Annotated in this window: 16 protein-coding genes; 6 read left to right on the plus strand and 10 right to left on the minus strand. The window is 43.8% G+C overall.

Going from position 1 to position 16,471, the window contains the following annotated elements; all coding sequences use genetic code 11:
• Nucleotides 1-15: 15 nt before the first annotated feature.
• The 4 genes from uvrA to ACYVAA_RS12015 all read right to left on the minus strand — a co-directional run bounded on the left by uvrA (nucleotide 16) and on the right by ACYVAA_RS12015 (nucleotide 6,533).
• Nucleotides 16-2,844, minus strand: coding sequence for an excinuclease ABC subunit UvrA (gene uvrA / locus ACYVAA_RS12000; RefSeq protein WP_460541934.1), 2,829 nt, complete (start codon nucleotides 2,842-2,844; stop codon nucleotides 16-18).
• A gap of 118 nt (nucleotides 2,845-2,962) precedes the next feature.
• Entirely contained in the window at nucleotides 2,963-4,642 is a 1,680-nt protein-coding gene (locus ACYVAA_RS12005; RefSeq protein ID WP_460541936.1) for a hypothetical protein, read from the minus strand.
• 203 nt (nucleotides 4,643-4,845) lie between these two features.
• Nucleotides 4,846-5,796 carry a lytic transglycosylase domain-containing protein gene (locus tag ACYVAA_RS12010; RefSeq protein WP_460541938.1) on the minus strand — a complete coding sequence of 317 codons (951 nt, stop codon included), beginning with the start codon at nucleotides 5,794-5,796 and terminating at the stop codon, nucleotides 4,846-4,848.
• 2 nt (nucleotides 5,797-5,798) lie between these two features.
• A complete protein-coding gene (locus ACYVAA_RS12015) occupies nucleotides 5,799-6,533 on the minus strand; it encodes an LOG family protein (protein WP_460541984.1) in 735 nt (244 codons plus the stop codon).
• A gap of 203 nt (nucleotides 6,534-6,736) precedes the next feature.
• On the opposite strand from ACYVAA_RS12015, the gene ACYVAA_RS12020 reads away from it, so the two are divergent.
• The 4 genes from ACYVAA_RS12020 to ACYVAA_RS12035 all read left to right on the plus strand — a co-directional run bounded on the left by ACYVAA_RS12020 (nucleotide 6,737) and on the right by ACYVAA_RS12035 (nucleotide 8,905).
• On the plus strand, nucleotides 6,737-7,333 hold the full coding sequence (locus ACYVAA_RS12020; protein ID WP_460541940.1) for a YkgJ family cysteine cluster protein: 597 nt from the start codon (nucleotides 6,737-6,739) through the stop codon (nucleotides 7,331-7,333).
• Nucleotides 7,334-7,409: 76 nt separating this feature from the next.
• Nucleotides 7,410-7,775: a phage holin family protein gene (locus tag ACYVAA_RS12025; RefSeq protein ID WP_460541942.1), complete on the plus strand. Its 366-nt coding sequence runs from the start codon at nucleotides 7,410-7,412 to the stop codon at nucleotides 7,773-7,775.
• The gene (locus tag ACYVAA_RS12030; RefSeq protein ID WP_460541944.1) at nucleotides 7,765-8,136 is read left to right on the plus strand and encodes a hypothetical protein; all 372 of its coding nucleotides are present in this window, start codon (nucleotides 7,765-7,767) and stop codon (nucleotides 8,134-8,136) included. Before ACYVAA_RS12025 ends, ACYVAA_RS12030 begins: the two co-directional genes overlap by 11 nt.
• On the plus strand, nucleotides 8,120-8,905 hold the full coding sequence (locus tag ACYVAA_RS12035) for a geranylgeranylglyceryl/heptaprenylglyceryl phosphate synthase (RefSeq protein ID WP_460541946.1): 786 nt from the start codon (nucleotides 8,120-8,122) through the stop codon (nucleotides 8,903-8,905). Before ACYVAA_RS12030 ends, ACYVAA_RS12035 begins: the two co-directional genes overlap by 17 nt.
• On the opposite strand, the gene ACYVAA_RS12040 is transcribed toward ACYVAA_RS12035, so the two are convergent.
• From ACYVAA_RS12040 to panC, 6 genes are all read right to left on the minus strand, one after another.
• Nucleotides 8,885-9,817: a helix-turn-helix domain-containing protein gene (locus ACYVAA_RS12040; RefSeq protein WP_460541948.1), complete on the minus strand. Its 933-nt coding sequence runs from the start codon at nucleotides 9,815-9,817 to the stop codon at nucleotides 8,885-8,887. The two genes, ACYVAA_RS12035 and ACYVAA_RS12040, sit on opposite strands and share 21 nt — an antisense overlap.
• 137 nt (nucleotides 9,818-9,954) lie before the next feature.
• Nucleotides 9,955-11,094 carry an acyl-CoA dehydrogenase gene (locus ACYVAA_RS12045; RefSeq protein WP_460541950.1) on the minus strand — a complete coding sequence of 380 codons (1,140 nt, stop codon included), beginning with the start codon at nucleotides 11,092-11,094 and terminating at the stop codon, nucleotides 9,955-9,957.
• A gap of 97 nt (nucleotides 11,095-11,191) precedes the next feature.
• The gene (locus ACYVAA_RS12050; protein WP_460541952.1) at nucleotides 11,192-11,884 is read right to left on the minus strand and encodes a zinc metallopeptidase; all 693 of its coding nucleotides are present in this window, start codon (nucleotides 11,882-11,884) and stop codon (nucleotides 11,192-11,194) included.
• Nucleotides 11,885-11,918: 34 nt separating this feature from the next.
• The gene (locus ACYVAA_RS12055; protein ID WP_460541954.1) at nucleotides 11,919-12,920 is read right to left on the minus strand and encodes a lysylphosphatidylglycerol synthase transmembrane domain-containing protein; all 1,002 of its coding nucleotides are present in this window, start codon (nucleotides 12,918-12,920) and stop codon (nucleotides 11,919-11,921) included.
• Between the two features lie 2 nt (nucleotides 12,921-12,922).
• Nucleotides 12,923-13,270, minus strand: coding sequence for an aspartate 1-decarboxylase (panD, locus tag ACYVAA_RS12060; protein WP_460541956.1), 348 nt, complete (start codon nucleotides 13,268-13,270; stop codon nucleotides 12,923-12,925).
• 30 nt (nucleotides 13,271-13,300) lie between these two features.
• Nucleotides 13,301-14,158, minus strand: coding sequence for a pantoate--beta-alanine ligase (gene panC, locus ACYVAA_RS12065; RefSeq protein ID WP_460541958.1), 858 nt, complete (start codon nucleotides 14,156-14,158; stop codon nucleotides 13,301-13,303).
• Between the two features lie 127 nt (nucleotides 14,159-14,285).
• On the opposite strand from panC, the gene ACYVAA_RS12070 reads away from it, so the two are divergent.
• Complete coding sequence (locus ACYVAA_RS12070) at nucleotides 14,286-15,101, plus strand: glycogen/starch synthase (RefSeq protein ID WP_460541960.1); 816 nt, start codon at nucleotides 14,286-14,288, stop codon at nucleotides 15,099-15,101.
• Nucleotides 15,061-16,449 carry a hypothetical protein gene (locus tag ACYVAA_RS12075; protein ID WP_460541962.1) on the plus strand — a complete coding sequence of 463 codons (1,389 nt, stop codon included), beginning with the start codon at nucleotides 15,061-15,063 and terminating at the stop codon, nucleotides 16,447-16,449. Before ACYVAA_RS12070 ends, ACYVAA_RS12075 begins: the two co-directional genes overlap by 41 nt.
• Nucleotides 16,450-16,471: the final 22 nt, after the last annotated feature.

Genomic DNA, 16,471 nt, shown 5'->3' on the forward strand with positions numbered 1-16,471 from the left:
ATCGTGGTCAATAAATCATTTAAGTTCCATTTTCAGAAACTTAGCCGTGTAGCTGGAGGGATGCTCAGCCACTACTTCAGGTGTTCCCTGAATGATGATTTCCCCGCCTTTGTCCCCGCCTTCGGGCCCCAGGTCAATGATGTGATCGGCGACCTTGATGACATCGAGGTTATGTTCGATGATAAGGACCGTGTTGCCTTTTTCCACCAGCCGGTTCAGCACCTCCAATAAATGCTCGATATCTTGAAAATGTAAACCAGTAGTAGGTTCATCCAAGATATAGAAGGTCTTTCCGGTGTCTTTTTTCGATAGTTCAGTGGCCAGTTTGACCCGTTGGGCTTCCCCCCCCGAAAGGGTAGTAGCATGCTGGCCAAGGGTAATATAGCCCAAGCCCACATCATTAAGCGTCTGGATCTTTCGGAGGATTTTCGGCTGTTTGTCAAAGAATTCGACGGCCTGCTCCACGGTCATGTCCAGTACATCTGAAATGGATTTGCCTTTGAACCTGACCTCCAAAGTCTCCCGGTTGTAGCGCTTTCCCTTGCAGGTTTCACAGGGGATGTGAACATCGGGTAAAAAGTCCATTTCGATCAATTTCATCCCTGCCCCTTCACAATCCTCACAGCGGCCACCTTTTACATTGAAGCTGAATCTTCCCGGCTTATAACCCCGGATTTTTGCTTCTGGAAGTTCAGTAAACAAGGCCCTTATATCTGTAAAAACGCCTGTATAGGTCGCCGGGTTGGAGCGGGGAGTTCTGCCGATCGGGGACTGGTCCACTTCGATCACCTTGTCCAAATGTTCCAGCCCTTCTATTTTCTTATGGGCCAAGGGCTCTTTTCGGGATCGGTAAAAGTGCTGGTTCAGCAATGGAAACAAGGTCTCATGGATCAGTGAGCTTTTGCCGCTTCCTGATACTCCCGTCACACAGATCATGCTGCCCAGTGGGAGTTCCAAGTCCACATGCTTTAGGTTGTTTCCACTGGCCTGATGAAGTTTAAGCCGTTTTCCATTGCCCTTTCTGCGGCCTTTGGGAACGGCTATTTCAGCCTTTCCGTTCAGGTAATTGGCTGTCAGGCTGTTTTGCTTTAATATTTCTTGGGGTGTTCCATGGGCCACTATATGTCCTCCATGCCTTCCTGCTCCCGGTCCGATGTCCACAACGTAGTCTGCATCCATCATCATGTCCTTATCGTGCTCGACGACCAAAACGGAATTGCCCAAGTCCCTCAGGTCCTGCAAGGCTTTGATCAACTTGACATTGTCCCGCTGATGAAGGCCGATACTGGGCTCGTCTAAGATATAAAGCACTCCCACCAGCTGAGTCCCTATTTGGGTGGCCAGCCTGATCCGTTGGGCTTCTCCCCCTGAGAGCGTCCTTAATGGTCTGTTCAATGAAAGATAATCCAGTCCAATATCCAGCAGAAAACCTATCCGCTTTCTGATTTCTTTCAATACTTCGGCACCGATTAGCTTTTGCTTGTCGGTAAGCCTATCTTCAATGTCACTGAACCAATTTCCCAGCTGGCTGATGTCCATCATGGCCAGCTCTCCAATATGCTTCTCTGCGATCTTAAAATGCAGTGCTTCCTTCTTCAGCCTATATCCTTCACAATCGGGACAGACTTTAGTGCTGGTAAAGTCGCTTACCCACTTCTGTAATTTGTCGGAGCCTCCCTCCTGTTGCTTCTTAAGAAAATTGACGATGCCCTCAAAACTGGTACTCCATTTGGTTCCCGGATATTTGACAGAATCGACTTCCACCTCCATCTTGTCTCCATAAAGCAACACTTCCAGCACATCGTCTTTCAGGTTTTTTATCGGAGTGGAAAGGCTTCCTTTATAGCGCTTTAGTATGGCTTCGATTTTCTTAAAGATCCAGATGTCCCGGTATTCACCCAAGGGGGCGATTCCTCCGCGGGAGATACTTAGCTCAGGATTGGGGATGATGCTTTCACGGGTGATCTCTTCGATCATTCCCAGCCCGTTGCAGGTAGGGCAGGCCCCATAGGGGCTGTTGAAAGAAAAGGTGTTGGGAGCAGGCTCATCGTAGGACAGGCCTGTAGTAGGGTCCATCAGGTACTTGGAAAAATGATGGACTTTGCCTTCCTCATCTCTCAGCATGATCACCCCCTTTCCATGTTGTAGGGCTGTCTTTAACGATTGCGTGATCCTGTATCGGTCGTCTTCCTCCGCTATAATGCGGTCAACCACGATTTCAATATCATGGATTTTGTATCGGTCTACTTGCATTTTGGGGACCATTTCCATGACCACCCCATCCACACGGACTTTGGAAAAGCCCATCTTTCGGATCTGTTCAAATAGTTCCCTGTAGTGCCCTTTTCGCCCCTTTACCACCGGGGCAAGGATATACAGCTTTTTTCCGGCAAAATGCTCCAAAATCTGATCAATGATCTGATCCTCGGTCTGCCTGACCATTTTCTCCCCAGAAAGGTAGCTAAAGGCCTCTCCGGATCGGGCGTAAAGCAGTCGCATGAAATCGTAGATCTCCGTTACCGTGCCTACAGTGGACCTAGGGTTTTTGCTGGTCGTTTTCTGCTCGATGGAAATTACCGGTGAAAGTCCGTTGATCTTATCCACATCCGGCCTTTCCATCCCCCCTAAAAATGAGCGGGCGTAAGCAGAAAAACTTTCCATATACCTGCGTTGTCCTTCGGCATAGATGGTGTCAAAAGCCAACGAACTCTTACCACTACCGCTCAGCCCGGTAATGACCACAAGCTTGTTTCTGGGAATGGATAAATCTATGTTTTTGAGATTATGCTCCCGTGCTCCAAAGATCTCAATTTTCTCTTCTACTGCTGCTACTGTTTCTGCCATGAAAGGATCAGGACTTTTATTGGGTTATACAATTTGACAAAAATATGGATTATTCATGGAATACCCTTGCTCTCTTTCTAAACCCGTTTGAAGTTCAATTAGTTTTCTCTGCCATGAGTTAGTTTTTCTCATTGGCCTTTTTCCTCATTTTGGCTTCATCTTCTCCCGTAATAGTGGAGCGCATGCCGCTTAGTAGCAGCTTCCACCAATAATTGAAAATAAATTTACTCTGATCCCTTTTGAAATAAACATCCCCTTTTTGCAGCTCGCCCTTTTTGTTGGGATTGTCCGTGCGGATAATGAATTTATTGGTCAGAAATGATCCGATCTTTTGAAAAATATTCTGGCCTTTTGTGGAGGATTTTCCTTTGATGTCAATGGCCAGATCATGGTACTTCATCACCAATTCTCCCGTGCCTTCCACATCATCCCCTTTGATATTGAAAAAAAGATCATCAATGACCCCGTCTCTTATGGCCACCTGGGTAGCTGGCCTCAGCATGGGGTTGATAGAGGCCAAAGGCATGTTGCGAATATGGCCGTTCATGGTAAATCCTCCCGTGCTGTCCTGCAAATAGTAAGTGACCTCTAAATCCACATCCCCCTGTCCCATGATCTTGGCGTTTGCCTTTAAGGACAGTTCATTGTGCATTTTTAGCATTTCCGGGATGTTGGTTACGTTGATGATTTCTCCGTTCACTTGATCAAAATAGATTTTTCCCGCCTCCTCGGAGCCGTTATCCGGACGCTCCTCGTAAGAAATCAGGCCGTTTTCCAATTTGATAAGATCCACATGGAGGGGCTTAGGAATACTTCCTATAATCTGATGGATCATCATCGGCCGCTTTTGGGTATTGTCCGGCTTCCTTTTGTCCCGGAAAACGGATATTACAAAATCCTTGGCTTGGAGTTTTTCTGTTTCAATGACATTTTCCCGGAAATAAGCCGAGTAGTTCATGTTGATAAGCTCTAGTTTGCCCTGCTCCACTTCTACCCAGTCGGTTTCCTTTTCAAAATCATTGATATACTGGTATTTCCCCAATTTATTGTCCAGCTTCACTCCTTCTATGGTGAGCGACCTTTCCTCCATGTCAAAATGAAGAGCGTTTGCCTCAATCAGGTTACGGTAGTCATTGAAATGGATGGCCGACCTGCCAATATTACCCTTTACGGTTTCCACCTCGAAAAGTGCTTTTGGATTGATCAGGTCTTGATCACTTAATTTAAAGCCTTTGGCCTGAACATTCAGGTCCTCAATTTTCAGCCTTGTAGAATCATTGCTGATATCCTTGTTCTCTACGGAAAAGTGCTCAAGCTTTATATGTGAAACATTGATCATTTGATAATCTTTGTCTGCTTTACGTCTCACCGAGGATTTCTTTTTGAGCTTTATAGAGTCCAAGGAAGGTGATACAGATGAAATGCTAACGTTTTTCAAGTCGGCCGAATCCAAGGTAATGACGTTGTCTAATAATAAGCTGCTCCACAAAAATCCCGATAACAAAACCCTCTCGGCTATTAAATGGATCTGTACCTTGCTGCTGTCAGGCTTTTCTTCGGGAAATATGGCTACTGAGTCCAGTTCCAGATAGGTGCCCCGATAGTCATAGTCGAGTTTGATTTTACCAAACTTTACCCGGTGTCCGCTAAAATCATTGGTGCGTGTAATCAAATCGCTGACGATTTCATCAGCATTTTTATTGAGGTAAACATTCACCAAGTAAGGAAGACCTTTCAAAATAAATAAAGCAACGAGCAGAACTAAGCCTAAAAAAGTAAGCAGCTTTTTATAATTCATTGGATCTGTGGTCTAAGAGGACCTAATATAACTAATTAATTCTATGAAATAATGCAGCGTCGTACTTTGCTAGTTGTTAATATGGAGAAAATCAATTTATCCCTCTTGCTCTATTTTTTGGCCACTGAGTAAGGGCAAATGTGCATTATGCGAAGTAGGTGGAGGAAGTTAGCACGCAGGATGTCCCCAAGACCACATCAATATTACTCCACAGGGAGTTTTACCACGTACTCTTTTCCTCTCCTTACCGTCAGTTTATCAGTTCTCAGCCAAGGGTTGTAATTTTTTAGCTCCTTATAACTGCTGCCATGTTTGATGGCCCAATCTGCCAGATCCTTTACTGAACTTTTTATCACTAACGTTCGCATCTCAGGAAGTTCGTAAAGGTCATCTTTGCTGAGTTCAAAACCGTATTTTCCGGGATGTTCAAAAATCTCCTTAAATGCTAAAATCCGGAACATATACCTGCTGGTTTCTTCATTGAGCAACAGGTCATAGTAATCGGGCTGATGTTGGTTGTTCATCCTTCTGCCCAAGCCCGCCTGGCCGATATTGTAACTTGCGGCTACGTTGGTCCACATCCCGAATTTAGCGTAGGCTTTTTGTAAGTATTTGCATGCCGCCACCGTGGCTTTTTCAAAATGGTAGCGTTCATCCACCTCCTTGTTTACCTCCAGTCCATAATCCTTGGCCGTGCCTTCCATAAACTGCCAAAATCCCCTGGCCCCGGCCGGTGATGCGACATTCATAAGGCCGGATTCAATTAATGCCAAATATTTGAAATCATCCGGGATGCGGTATTCTGCAAGTATTTTTTCAATGGTAGGAAAAAACTTGCCGGTGCGCTTCATCATCAATAACATATTAGATTCCCAGTAGGCGTTTACATAGATTTCCCGCTCCAGCCGTTCTATAATGTCCTTTTCCTTTAATGGAACGGGCTCTCCCGCAAAATCCAACTGTTCCGGAAGATCAAAGATTTTAACCCTGGCGGGCAATTTCGCCTCTCCTATTTCAGCACGGCCAATCCTTTCCATCTTTCCTGAAGTCGACAATGGCTGTGGATCGGTGGGAGCGCTGTTCATCAGGTACAAGACCATGCCAAACAACACTACCACAAGTGTATAGAGAATGTAAATATGAAAATGTTTCAAAATCAGAAGTTCGGAGATAGTAAATATTTATTGTAAAATTCATCAATGACCTTCACTGCCTCAGTGGCGGTATCCACTACAGAGAACAAGTCCATGTCCTCAGGGCTGATGTTATGATGTTTGTCCAGCATCACTTGCTTGATCCAGGATATCAGTCCTTCCCAGAATTCTTTGCCAACAAGAATAATGGGGAAGCGACCTGTTTTTTTGGTCTGGATCAGGGTCATCGCCTCGAACAGCTCATCCATAGTGCCAAAGCCACCGGGCAAAACTATAAAACCTTGGGCATATTTTACAAACATTACCTTTCTTACAAAAAAGTAATCGAAGGTGATCAGCTTGTCCTGATCTATGTAAATATTATTGAATTGCTCAAAGGGCAGCTGGATATTTAGGCCTACTGATTTTCCCTTTTCGGCATGGGCCCCTTTGTTCCCCGCTTCCATGATACCGGGTCCGCCGCCGGTAATGACCCCGTATCCGTGCCTTACCAGCTTGGCCGCTATTTCTTCAGCGATCTTGTAGTATTTGTTTTCCTGGGGAGTTCTGGCCGAACCAAAAATTGAAACGCAGGGACCAATCTTTGCCAATTTTTCGAAGCCTTCGACAAATTCAGACATGACTTTAAATATCACCCATGAATTTGCACTTTTAATTTCACTCCAATCCTTCTCTTTAAATGCCCTGCGAATTCTCTCTTCTTCAGTCATTGCTGTTTTTTTAATTTCTCCGTTCATCATATCTATTTGGGTTTAAAAAACTTCTGTTACGCTTCTTCCAAAAGTGATCACTTTCAGTATTTCAATATAGCATTATCCTATTTAAAACGAAATAAAGCGCATTTTGTTAATGATCAACGAGTAAATTCCGTGAAGTATGATGCTGCTATTGCAAATTTCGTTCCCCTAAATTACCTTCGTGAGTTTTTTTATCAAACCATATGAATTTACTGGAGAAATCACTGGCTGTCAATGAGATATTCAAAGAGCTGGAGCTTGAAATCAAGCACTATTACAGGCAAACAGGCCTAGGCTGCGTGCAGGGATGTAGCCACTGTTGCGCTAACCCAAAAATTCCTGCGACACCTCTGGAATTTTTGCCTTTGGCCTTTCATCTCTACCAATCGGGCAGGGCAGAGGAGTTTTTGGAAAAACTTGAATCCACCGGAGAAGAAAGTTACTGTGTGCTGCTTAAACAACTTAGTTTGGACGGTAGAGCGGGGCAATGTTCTGCTTACTCCCAGAGGGGCATGATCTGCCGGCTCTTTGGTAACTCGGCCAGAAGAAATAGGGAAGATAGAAAAGAACTGATCACCTGTAAGCTGATCAAATCTGAGAAGCAGGAACTGTATGATAAGGTAGCTGCAGCTATTATGGAAAACCAAGTGGCTATCCCGGTAAGTTCGGATTATTATACCAAGCTATATGCTATTGATTTTCATATGGCTAAGGAGCAATATCCTGTTAACATAGCGATAAAAAAGGCCTTGGAAGCTGTTCTGTCCTTTTATTTTTACTTTGAGGGACAGGCGATATAAGTTTTTCGTGCAATCTTTTTGATGTATATTGTAAGGAAGTTAATCTCTAGAACAAATTTTTAATTATAACCTGAAGATGATGCTAAACGTCTCCGAGATTATTAATACGGTCAAAAAGCTAATTGAGATCAAAATAGAGATTCTCAAAAGCGACATCAAAGAGAAGATTTCCGATGCCGTTACCCGAATAGCTATTTTAACGATGATGGTGATTGTTTCGGTTTTGATTCTGCTGTTTTCAAGCATAGCTTTGGCCTTTTATTTTGCTGAAATTACCTATTCCAATTCGCTGGGATTTTTGTATGTGGGGCTGATCTATGTGGCCATATTGATCATTCTTTACATTATCAAAGATTCCAAAAGCATACAGAGAGGTATATTTGATGCATTGAACAAAATTTTGTTCCTAAGTAAATCAAACAGAAACGAAGATGGTAAATAAAGAGCTTAGGCAGCAGGAAGCTGATCTGGAAAAGCAACTGGAACAACAGCTCGGGGTGTTCAAAAAGGAATCGGACACTTGGGTGAAAATTGGAGGAGCTGCATTGGCCGGAGGTTTGCTGTCTTATGGGATTGCTAGGGTTGCCCGTGGAAAGAAGGATAAAAAACTAAAGAAAGCTATCCGGGAATTGGAGCAAGAAGGTAAAATTGATCAAAGCCTTTATAAAAAAAACACCAAAAAACATAAATCATCGCTAATGGGCAGTTTCGGAAAGCGCCTGCTGATGGTGTTGTTTTCGTTGGGCCAGGCCAAGCTCATTGATGAACTGCAAAAGAGAGCCCTTCATGTCAACAAAAGGTAGGTCCGATATCGGTAAAAAGCTCTTCGATTTGCATCATTCCGGCCTTAAGGGACTTGCTTTGCTGATAGATCCTGAGAAGTCAGGGCCTGGGCAAAGTTTTAACGGCCTTATTTCCCGGGCAGTGGAAGGGGGAGTGGACTTTTTCTTTGTCGGTGGAAGCTTGATTGCTGCGGATAATGTCAGGGAAACAATTTCAGGTATCAAGGAAACGGCCGGTAAGAACATCCCGGTAGTGCTGTTTCCCGGCAATGTGATCCAAGTGTGTGATCAAGCTGATGGGATACTTTTTCTTTCGCTCATTTCCGGGAGAAACCCTGATCTGTTGATTGGCCAACAGGTTACTGCAGCCCCTCTCCTCGCCAGAACACAGCTGGAAATTCTGCCCACCGGATACATGCTGGTGAATGATGGGGAAATTACCAGTGCCAATTATATCAGCCAAACTATCCCTCTTCCCAATGATAAACCCGCTTTGGCGGTGGCCACAGCATTGGCCGGTAGGTTTTTGGGGCTTCGCTATTTCTTTTTGGATGCCGGTAGCGGTGCTAAGTCCCCTGTTGATAAATGCATAATTGGAAGTGTGAAAGAACAGACTGATGCTCCGTTGATTGTCGGAGGGGGAATTGATAGCTTGGAAAAAGCCAGGAATGCCTGGGAGGCAGGAGCCGATCTGGTCGTACTTGGCAATGGGGTAGAAAAAAGCCCCGGCCTTCTGACCGAGGTGCTTGATTTCTTAAGGGTATATAATTTATCCCTGAACGTTAATTAGGGATTCCCTTCTTCGCATTTTGCCTGCAGGCAGTCCATACATCATTTTGAATCTTCTGCAGAAATAGGCTGTATCTTTATATCCTACTTCTTTGCCGATATCCCTGATGCTTTTTTTGGTGGTTCTGAGCAGGTCCACAGCCGCTTCCATTCTTTGGTATTCTATATAATCCTGCGGGTTGATGCCGGTCAGCATCTTGAAGTACTGTCCAACGTAATCTTCCGACACATTGGCTACTTTTGCCAACACTTTATTGGAAAGGTCCCCGCCGATGTTCTTCTTGATATAGTTAAACATATCGATCAACCTTGGATCTTTGAAGTAGGTGCTGTTGGTGGACATTTCTTCCACAAACAGCCTGTTTTTAAGGATGTGTCTTACCAGTTCCACCACTAAGAGCTCAGTATGCAACTTTATTACCCGCTCTTTTCCGGGTACGTTCTGCTCAGATTCTTTGACCACATCTTCCACGATAGAAGCTAGTCGGTCATTAAAGCGGATAATGAATGGAGGAATCCCCAAGGAATTAAAAAAGTTGACCACGTCAAATACCTTAGCTTCAAAAGTCACAATGGTCATGCAATCTTCCTCGATGGTTTTGATGTCTTTGAAGCTGATGCTTTGCAGGTGTTTTTTCTTGTTTTCAATAAAGTCATCATTGGCCATCTCATTTCTTTTGGAGGCCGTTCCAAAAGTCACTTTACTGGCGCGGCCAGCGGGTAAAAACAGGATTTCACCTTCATTGACCACTTCCTGTTCTTCCCCGAATTTCAGGCTTCCTTGATGCAGAAGTATTACGGCATTCTCGGATTCCGTATAATCAGTCACTGTCACTGGCCTTTCTACCCTGAAATTATTTCCTCGCGTATACCTTACACCAACAGATTCTATGACTTTATTGTAATATTCCATTATTAACGCAATTTTGAATAGTGCGTAAAAGTATGATTATTTTAATTATAATATAATAAAAATAATGAAAAATTTAACATTAATGAAAGAATAATATAAATATTACTAGTGATGGGAATCTGTGAATATCCGTTCTTTTATCTTAAAACTCCTCTTGAAATTACAATTTTTTGGATTTCGCTGGTTCCTTCGTAAATCTGGGTGATTTTTGCGTCGCGCATCAGTCTTTCGACGTGATATTCTTTGACAAATCCATATCCACCATGAATTTGTACTGCCTCAATGGTAACTTCCATGGCCACTTCCGATGCGTACAATTTGGCCATAGCACTGGCATGGCGGTATTCCTGTCCTTGGTCTTTCAGCCATGCCGCTTTCATGACCAGCATACGGGCTGCTTCTATTTTAGTGGCCATATCCGCCAGCTTAAACTGTATCGCCTGGTGCTGGCTGATGGGTTTGCCAAAAGTATGGCGCTCCTTGGAGTAGGCCACTGCCAGTTCATATGCTCCGGAGGCTATTCCCAAAGCCTGTGCGGCAATGCCGATGCGTCCGCCATCCAAGGTTTTCATGGCAAAGGTGAAACCGAAACCGTCCTCCCCGATCCTGTTTGCTTTCGGGACTTTGACATCATTGAACATGAGGGAATGGGTGTCCGATCCTCGGATGCCCAGTTTGTCTTCTTTTTTTCCGATCTCAAAGCCTTCCATGGTTTTTTCCACGATAAAAGCGGAGATCCCCCGGTGCTTTTTGGTGGGGTCGGTTTGGGCCATGACCAGGTAGGTATCGGCAGTGCTGCCATTGGTGATCCAGTTTTTGGTTCCGTTGATCAGATAATGGTCCCCCTTGTCCTCGGCTATTGTTTTTTGTGAGGTGGCATCAGAGCCGGCTTCGGGTTCTGAAAGGCAGAAAGCTCCTAAAGCCTCTCCTGAAGCCAAAGGCTTCAGGTATTTTTCTTTTTGGGCATCATTGGCATAGGTCTCCAGGCCCCAGCAGACCAAGGAGTTATTGACCGACATGACCACAGAGGCTGAGGCATCGATCTTAGAGATTTCCTCCATTGCCAAAACATAGGAGATGGCGTCCATTCCCCCTCCATTGTAGTTTGGGGATACCATCATTCCTAAAAATCCAAGTTGGCCCATAAGTTTGATTTGTTCATGGGGGAACTTGGCATGGGTGTCACGGTCAATTACGCCAGGCAAAAGTTCTGTTCTGGCAAAATCCCTGGCTGCTTTCTGCACAGCCAAGTGATCTTCTGTTAAGCTAAAGTTCATCTTTAATTGGGTTTATTATATAGGAAAGGAATATAGGCTAAAAAAACAAAAGGGGCAATTTCTTGCCCCTTTCCAATGATCATTTTTTTTAGATGGATCATTCCCTTCCTCCGAAAAAGATGGATGCATAATAGGCCAAAGTAGCCAAAGAAGCCACTGCTGCAACCACATAGGTCATGGCCGCCCATTTCAGGGCATCTTTTGACATGCCATACTCGGAAGTGGTCACGATATTTCTTTCCTGTACCCAGGCCAAAGCCCTTCTACTGGCATCAAACTCGACAGGCAAGGTGATGAAAGTAAATAGGGTAATCACTGCGTATGAACCCACCACAATCGCACCAACGATTTTTATCGGTAGACCAAACAGTGCTATCCCGCCAAAAAGGGATGCGATCAACACAAAGTTAAGGATCTTGCCACTGGCGTTCTGAACAGGAACCATCGCTGAACGTAAATTCAACCAGGCATAAGACCTTGCATGCTGTACGGCGTGGCCACACTCGTGGGCTGAAACGGCCGTAGCGGCAGCATTTCTGCCATAATACACATCTGGACTGAGGTTCACGGTCCTGTTTTGCGGATTATAGTGGTCGGTAAGCTGTCCGTCCACGCAGTGTACGGAGACATTGTGAATGCCATGGTCGGCCAACATTAACTCCGCAATTTCTTTTCCGGACAAATTCGCCTGGAGAGCGGTCTGGGAATACTTTTTGAATTTACTCTTGAGTTTTTGACTTACCACAAAACCCAAAATCCCAAATACAATTACAATTAAGATTAATAACATATTCTTGTTTGTTTAAACGCTAATTATAACGGAACTATACGCCAACCGGTTTTGATGTTACCGATATTTTTGCAACCGCCAATAGGCTGATCACACCGGTAATCAATACAATCAAAACTTGTGAGCTGTGAACAATGACTGCAAAAATTTTGCCCTCTTCTTCGGCAAGACCATATGTCATTAAAATAAACGCTACCAGGGCATGAAAGGTCCCGATTCCTCCTTGTACTGGCGCCACCATGCCAATACTGCCCATCACCATCACCATCAGTATGGCGGAAGGAGACAAATTGGCAGTGCTAGGGATGCCTTTGGCTATAAAATACATCATATAGTAATAAATCAGCCAAATCCCGATGGAGGCTACCCAGAAACCAAGCCTGTTGTCCATTCGCTGCACACTTTTGAGGCCTTGAATCAGTTCACGGATAAAATGATGGAACTTCTGGACAAGTCCATGGTCCCTGTACCTCTTAGAAATCCAGTAAAAAGCCATGAAAAGTAAAACCACTCCTCCTATAACGAGTGGTAGGTATTTGGAAAGAACAGCCAAAATACTGTCCACAGAAACCAAGTCTGCTGAAAGCTCCAAAAATACTTCCCGTTCCAGAACAAAAGCCATGAAAATGACCACCAACATGAAAAGGAGGTCAATGGAGCGCTCAAGGATAACGGTTCCCAGCAGTTTGCTGACAGGTAGCCCGTTTGTCCTTTTTAGTACCCCGCACCTGGCCACTTCCCCAGCTCTGGGTACCAGCATGTTGACCAGGTAGCCCACCATCAAAGCCCAAAAAGCCCTGCCACTGGAGATTTTTTCATGAAGGTCTGCATTGATTAATAGTTTCCACCGCCAAGCCCTGAGCCAAAAGCCAAAGGCAGAAATCAGGATGGAAATGCCGATCCAAAAAAAGGAAGCCTGCTGAAGTGCTTCCAACAGGCTTTCCATTTTTACGTCTTTGTACAAAAACCAAAAGATCCAAATGGCCACACTCAAGGATATCACCACTTGTATCCATTGCTTCAGATTAAGTTTCAAGTCTAGATCAATTTATTGGAATCATCAGGAAATACAACAATCGGTTTGTAAGATTTGGCTTCTTCAAAATCCATGGTTGCATAAGCTATAATAATGACCACATCGCCCACTTGTGCTTTTCTTGCTGCAGGGCCATTCAGGCAAACCATTCCACTTCCCCGCTCACCTTTGATCACATAGGTTTCCAGTCGCTCCCCATTGTTGACATTTACAATCTGCACCTTTTCGTTCTCAATGAGGTTCGCTGCGTCCATCAAATCTTCATCAATGGTAATACTCCCCACATAATGAAGCTCCGCTTGGGTGATCTTAACCCTGTGAATCTTTGATTTCAATAACTGAATTTGCATGGTAATTTAAATTTGCCACAAATTTAAGGATTAAATCGATAAGTTGTCGATCAACCTCACTTCTCCTACATAAGCAGCAGTACATATTGAGTACTTTTCACTTATGTTTTCCGGGGAAGAATTTAGCTCTGAGACAATTTCAAGGCTGTTTGTTTTGACCAGTTCAAAATATTCCAGCTCTGCCAATGGCTCCAGATTAAATTTTTGTGATATATTTTTCTTTACTTCAAACCATGGTTTTCCATCTAAAAGTTCATTTCTGGCTGAATTCATGGATTCAAAGAGTATCAATGCTGCTTTTCGCTGATGATCAGTTAGTCTACGGTTACGCGAGGACATGGCCAGTCCGCCATTTTCACGAATGGTGGGTACTACTTTTATTTCCACATCAAAGGAGAGGTCAAGGACCAACCTTCGGATAATGGCTACCTGCTGAAGGTCTTTTTGCCCAAAATAAGCGGTGTCTGGTTTGATGATGTTAAAAAGCTTGGAGACCACTACTCCCACGCCATTGAAATGTCCTGGTCTGAAAGCTCCCTCCAGGATCCGTTCCAGGTCGCCGAAGTCAAATTTCAGTTGATTGGGCTGTGTGTACATTTCCTCCACGGCGGGCAGAAAAACATAATCCACCTGCTTTTGCTCCAACAATTTGAGGTCTTCTTCCACTGTCCGTGGATATTTTTTTAGGTCATCCGGGTTATTGAACTGCGTGGGATTGACAAAGATCGAGACGATAACGAGGTCAGAATGATCTTTGGCATTTTCTACTAAAGTCAAATGCCCCTCATGCAGCGCTCCCATAGTAGGGACCAATCCTATGGTTTTTGAGGCTAATCGGTGCTTAAGCAGCTGATTTTTAATTTCTTGTTTGGTATGGAGAATTTTCACAACTTTTTCATTTTCGCATAGCAAAATAGGAGCAAAAGTAAATTATTCTGGACAATATCAATGGGTTTTTGTATTTTTTTTTGTATCTTTGTAGTCCCGTATTATCCCTCAACAAAAAAAACAAGATATGTCCAAACTTCGTATTCTCTACGTTGCAAGTGAAATCAATCCATTTCTTCAAACCTCAGAGGTAGCCAACTTCGTGAGGGCATTGCCTCAAGCCATGCAGGAGAAAGGAATGGAGATCCGTATTCTTGTTCCGAGATTTGGTTTGATCAACGAAAGAAAGAACAGGTTGCATGAAGTAGTAAGGCTTTCAGGAATCAACATTTCAGTAGGAGATGAGGAAAAGCCGTTGATTATCAAGGTTGCTTCCATTCCTAATGCGAAACTTCAAGTTTATTTCATTGATAACGAAGACTATTTTCAAAGGAAAAGCGTTTTCTTTGACAAGCAGGAAAAATTCTATGAAGACAATGACGAAAGAGCCATTTTCTTCTGTAAAGGAGTAATTGAAACTGTGAAAAAACTGGGCTGGGCCCCGGATGTGGTACATTGTAACGACTGGATGACCAGCTTGATTCCGCTTTACCTAAAAACCACGTATAAGAACGAGCCGTTATTTAAAAACACAAAATCGGTTTTCACTATTTACAATAACGGATTTAATCATAAATTTGGCGATGATTTGTTGGAGAAGGTCAAAATGGTTGACATCGACGACAGTATATTGGCACCTCTTAAGTCCAAAGACTATGAAGGCTTCCTGAAAATAGGAATGGAATATGCTGACGTGGTGATCAAAGGAAATGAAATCTCCGAAAATCTTAATCAAATAATTGAAGATTGCTCTAAAGATAAAAAGTGTGAGATTAACAACGAAGACGAAGAAGAACAACTTTTTGAAAGTTATTACAACATCTATACAGACCTGGCAGGCTAAGCTTGCCGGGCTCTTATTAATTTCCACATCATTTCATACTTCTTGTACCGATCCTTCTGATATCGGATTGGTGCTTGATCCAAATGCTAACCAGATAGGGGTGTTCTACGCAGAAATACCCCTTTCTGCTTATTTGGTATCTGTGGATTCTTTAAGAACTACCAATCCCCTGGTTCTGGTGGCCGGCGGTGATAACAGCAGCTTTTTTGGCCGGACAGAATCTATCGGTTACAGCAGGTTGTCCTTTAGCCGCTCTACTACCCGGCCCACAGAGGAGGCGATTTTGGATTCAGCGAAGTTTAGTCTAAGCATCAGTTCGCTTACTGCGGATGATCTTGATGAGGCCAAAACTTTTTCGGTTCATAAACTGACGGAACCGATCTTGGACACTGCCTATTATAACTTCAATCATTTGGCGTACGAGGAGAGTCCTTTTGCTAGCGGCTCTTTTATGCTTAAAGAGAATTCCGATACGGTAGTGCATATGACATTGGACGGCGCCGTGGCAGAGGATTTGTTTACCAGGTTGAAGACTGAGGATCCGGTTTTTGACAATATCTTCAGTTTCCGGGAGTATTTTCCTGGCTTTGCCTTGAAAGGAAATCCTGATGAGGAGACGGCGATCAATGTTCTTTTGGGCAGTGACACGGGAATCAAGCTTTATTACAGAGACGATGCGGAGGACACTGTTTCCACTGCCTATACCATTTCCACTTCCCAGTCCCGTCATTTTAACGGGGTAATCAATGACCCTACAGGAACACCGACCGAAATAGTCGCCGAAAAAGATGTCGCTTATGAAGTAGGTGATTTGGTAGGCAGTAAATCCCTTTTGGGTTTGGTGCTCAAACTGAATATGGAGCCGCTTTCCAATTTTCTGGATACCTTGGAAAATGCCACCTTCAACCATGTCACTATGGAAATAGGGCCTACGGAAAATTTTCCTGATAGTAAGCTTCCTCCTCCGAGTCTAATTCCGTATTTTACAGATGAGAACAACGAAATTTTAACGAGAGAGGTAGACGGCGCGCTTTATAGCATTCAATCCGATGTGGCACAGCAAGTGGTAACGGACGAAGACGGTAATGTACTTCCTGCCGTATCTACCACTGGTACCAATAATTTGGTTTTTAACACAGAAAAGTTCTTATACCAACAATCCCTAACAGCCTACATCGATGCGCTCTATCGGACCGATGTGATGAGAACCGATCTTTTACTTTATCCCAGAACCCCTAGCGGCAACAGTTCTCCACCTTATAGCAACGACTTTGTTCGCTCTTTGAGAGAATATGTGGTTAATCAAAATTCTATAAAACTTAAAATTTTCTATTCGAAGATGCGATAGATTTAAAATAAATTTCGACCCT

Source organism: Echinicola sediminis (assembly GCF_054777495.1).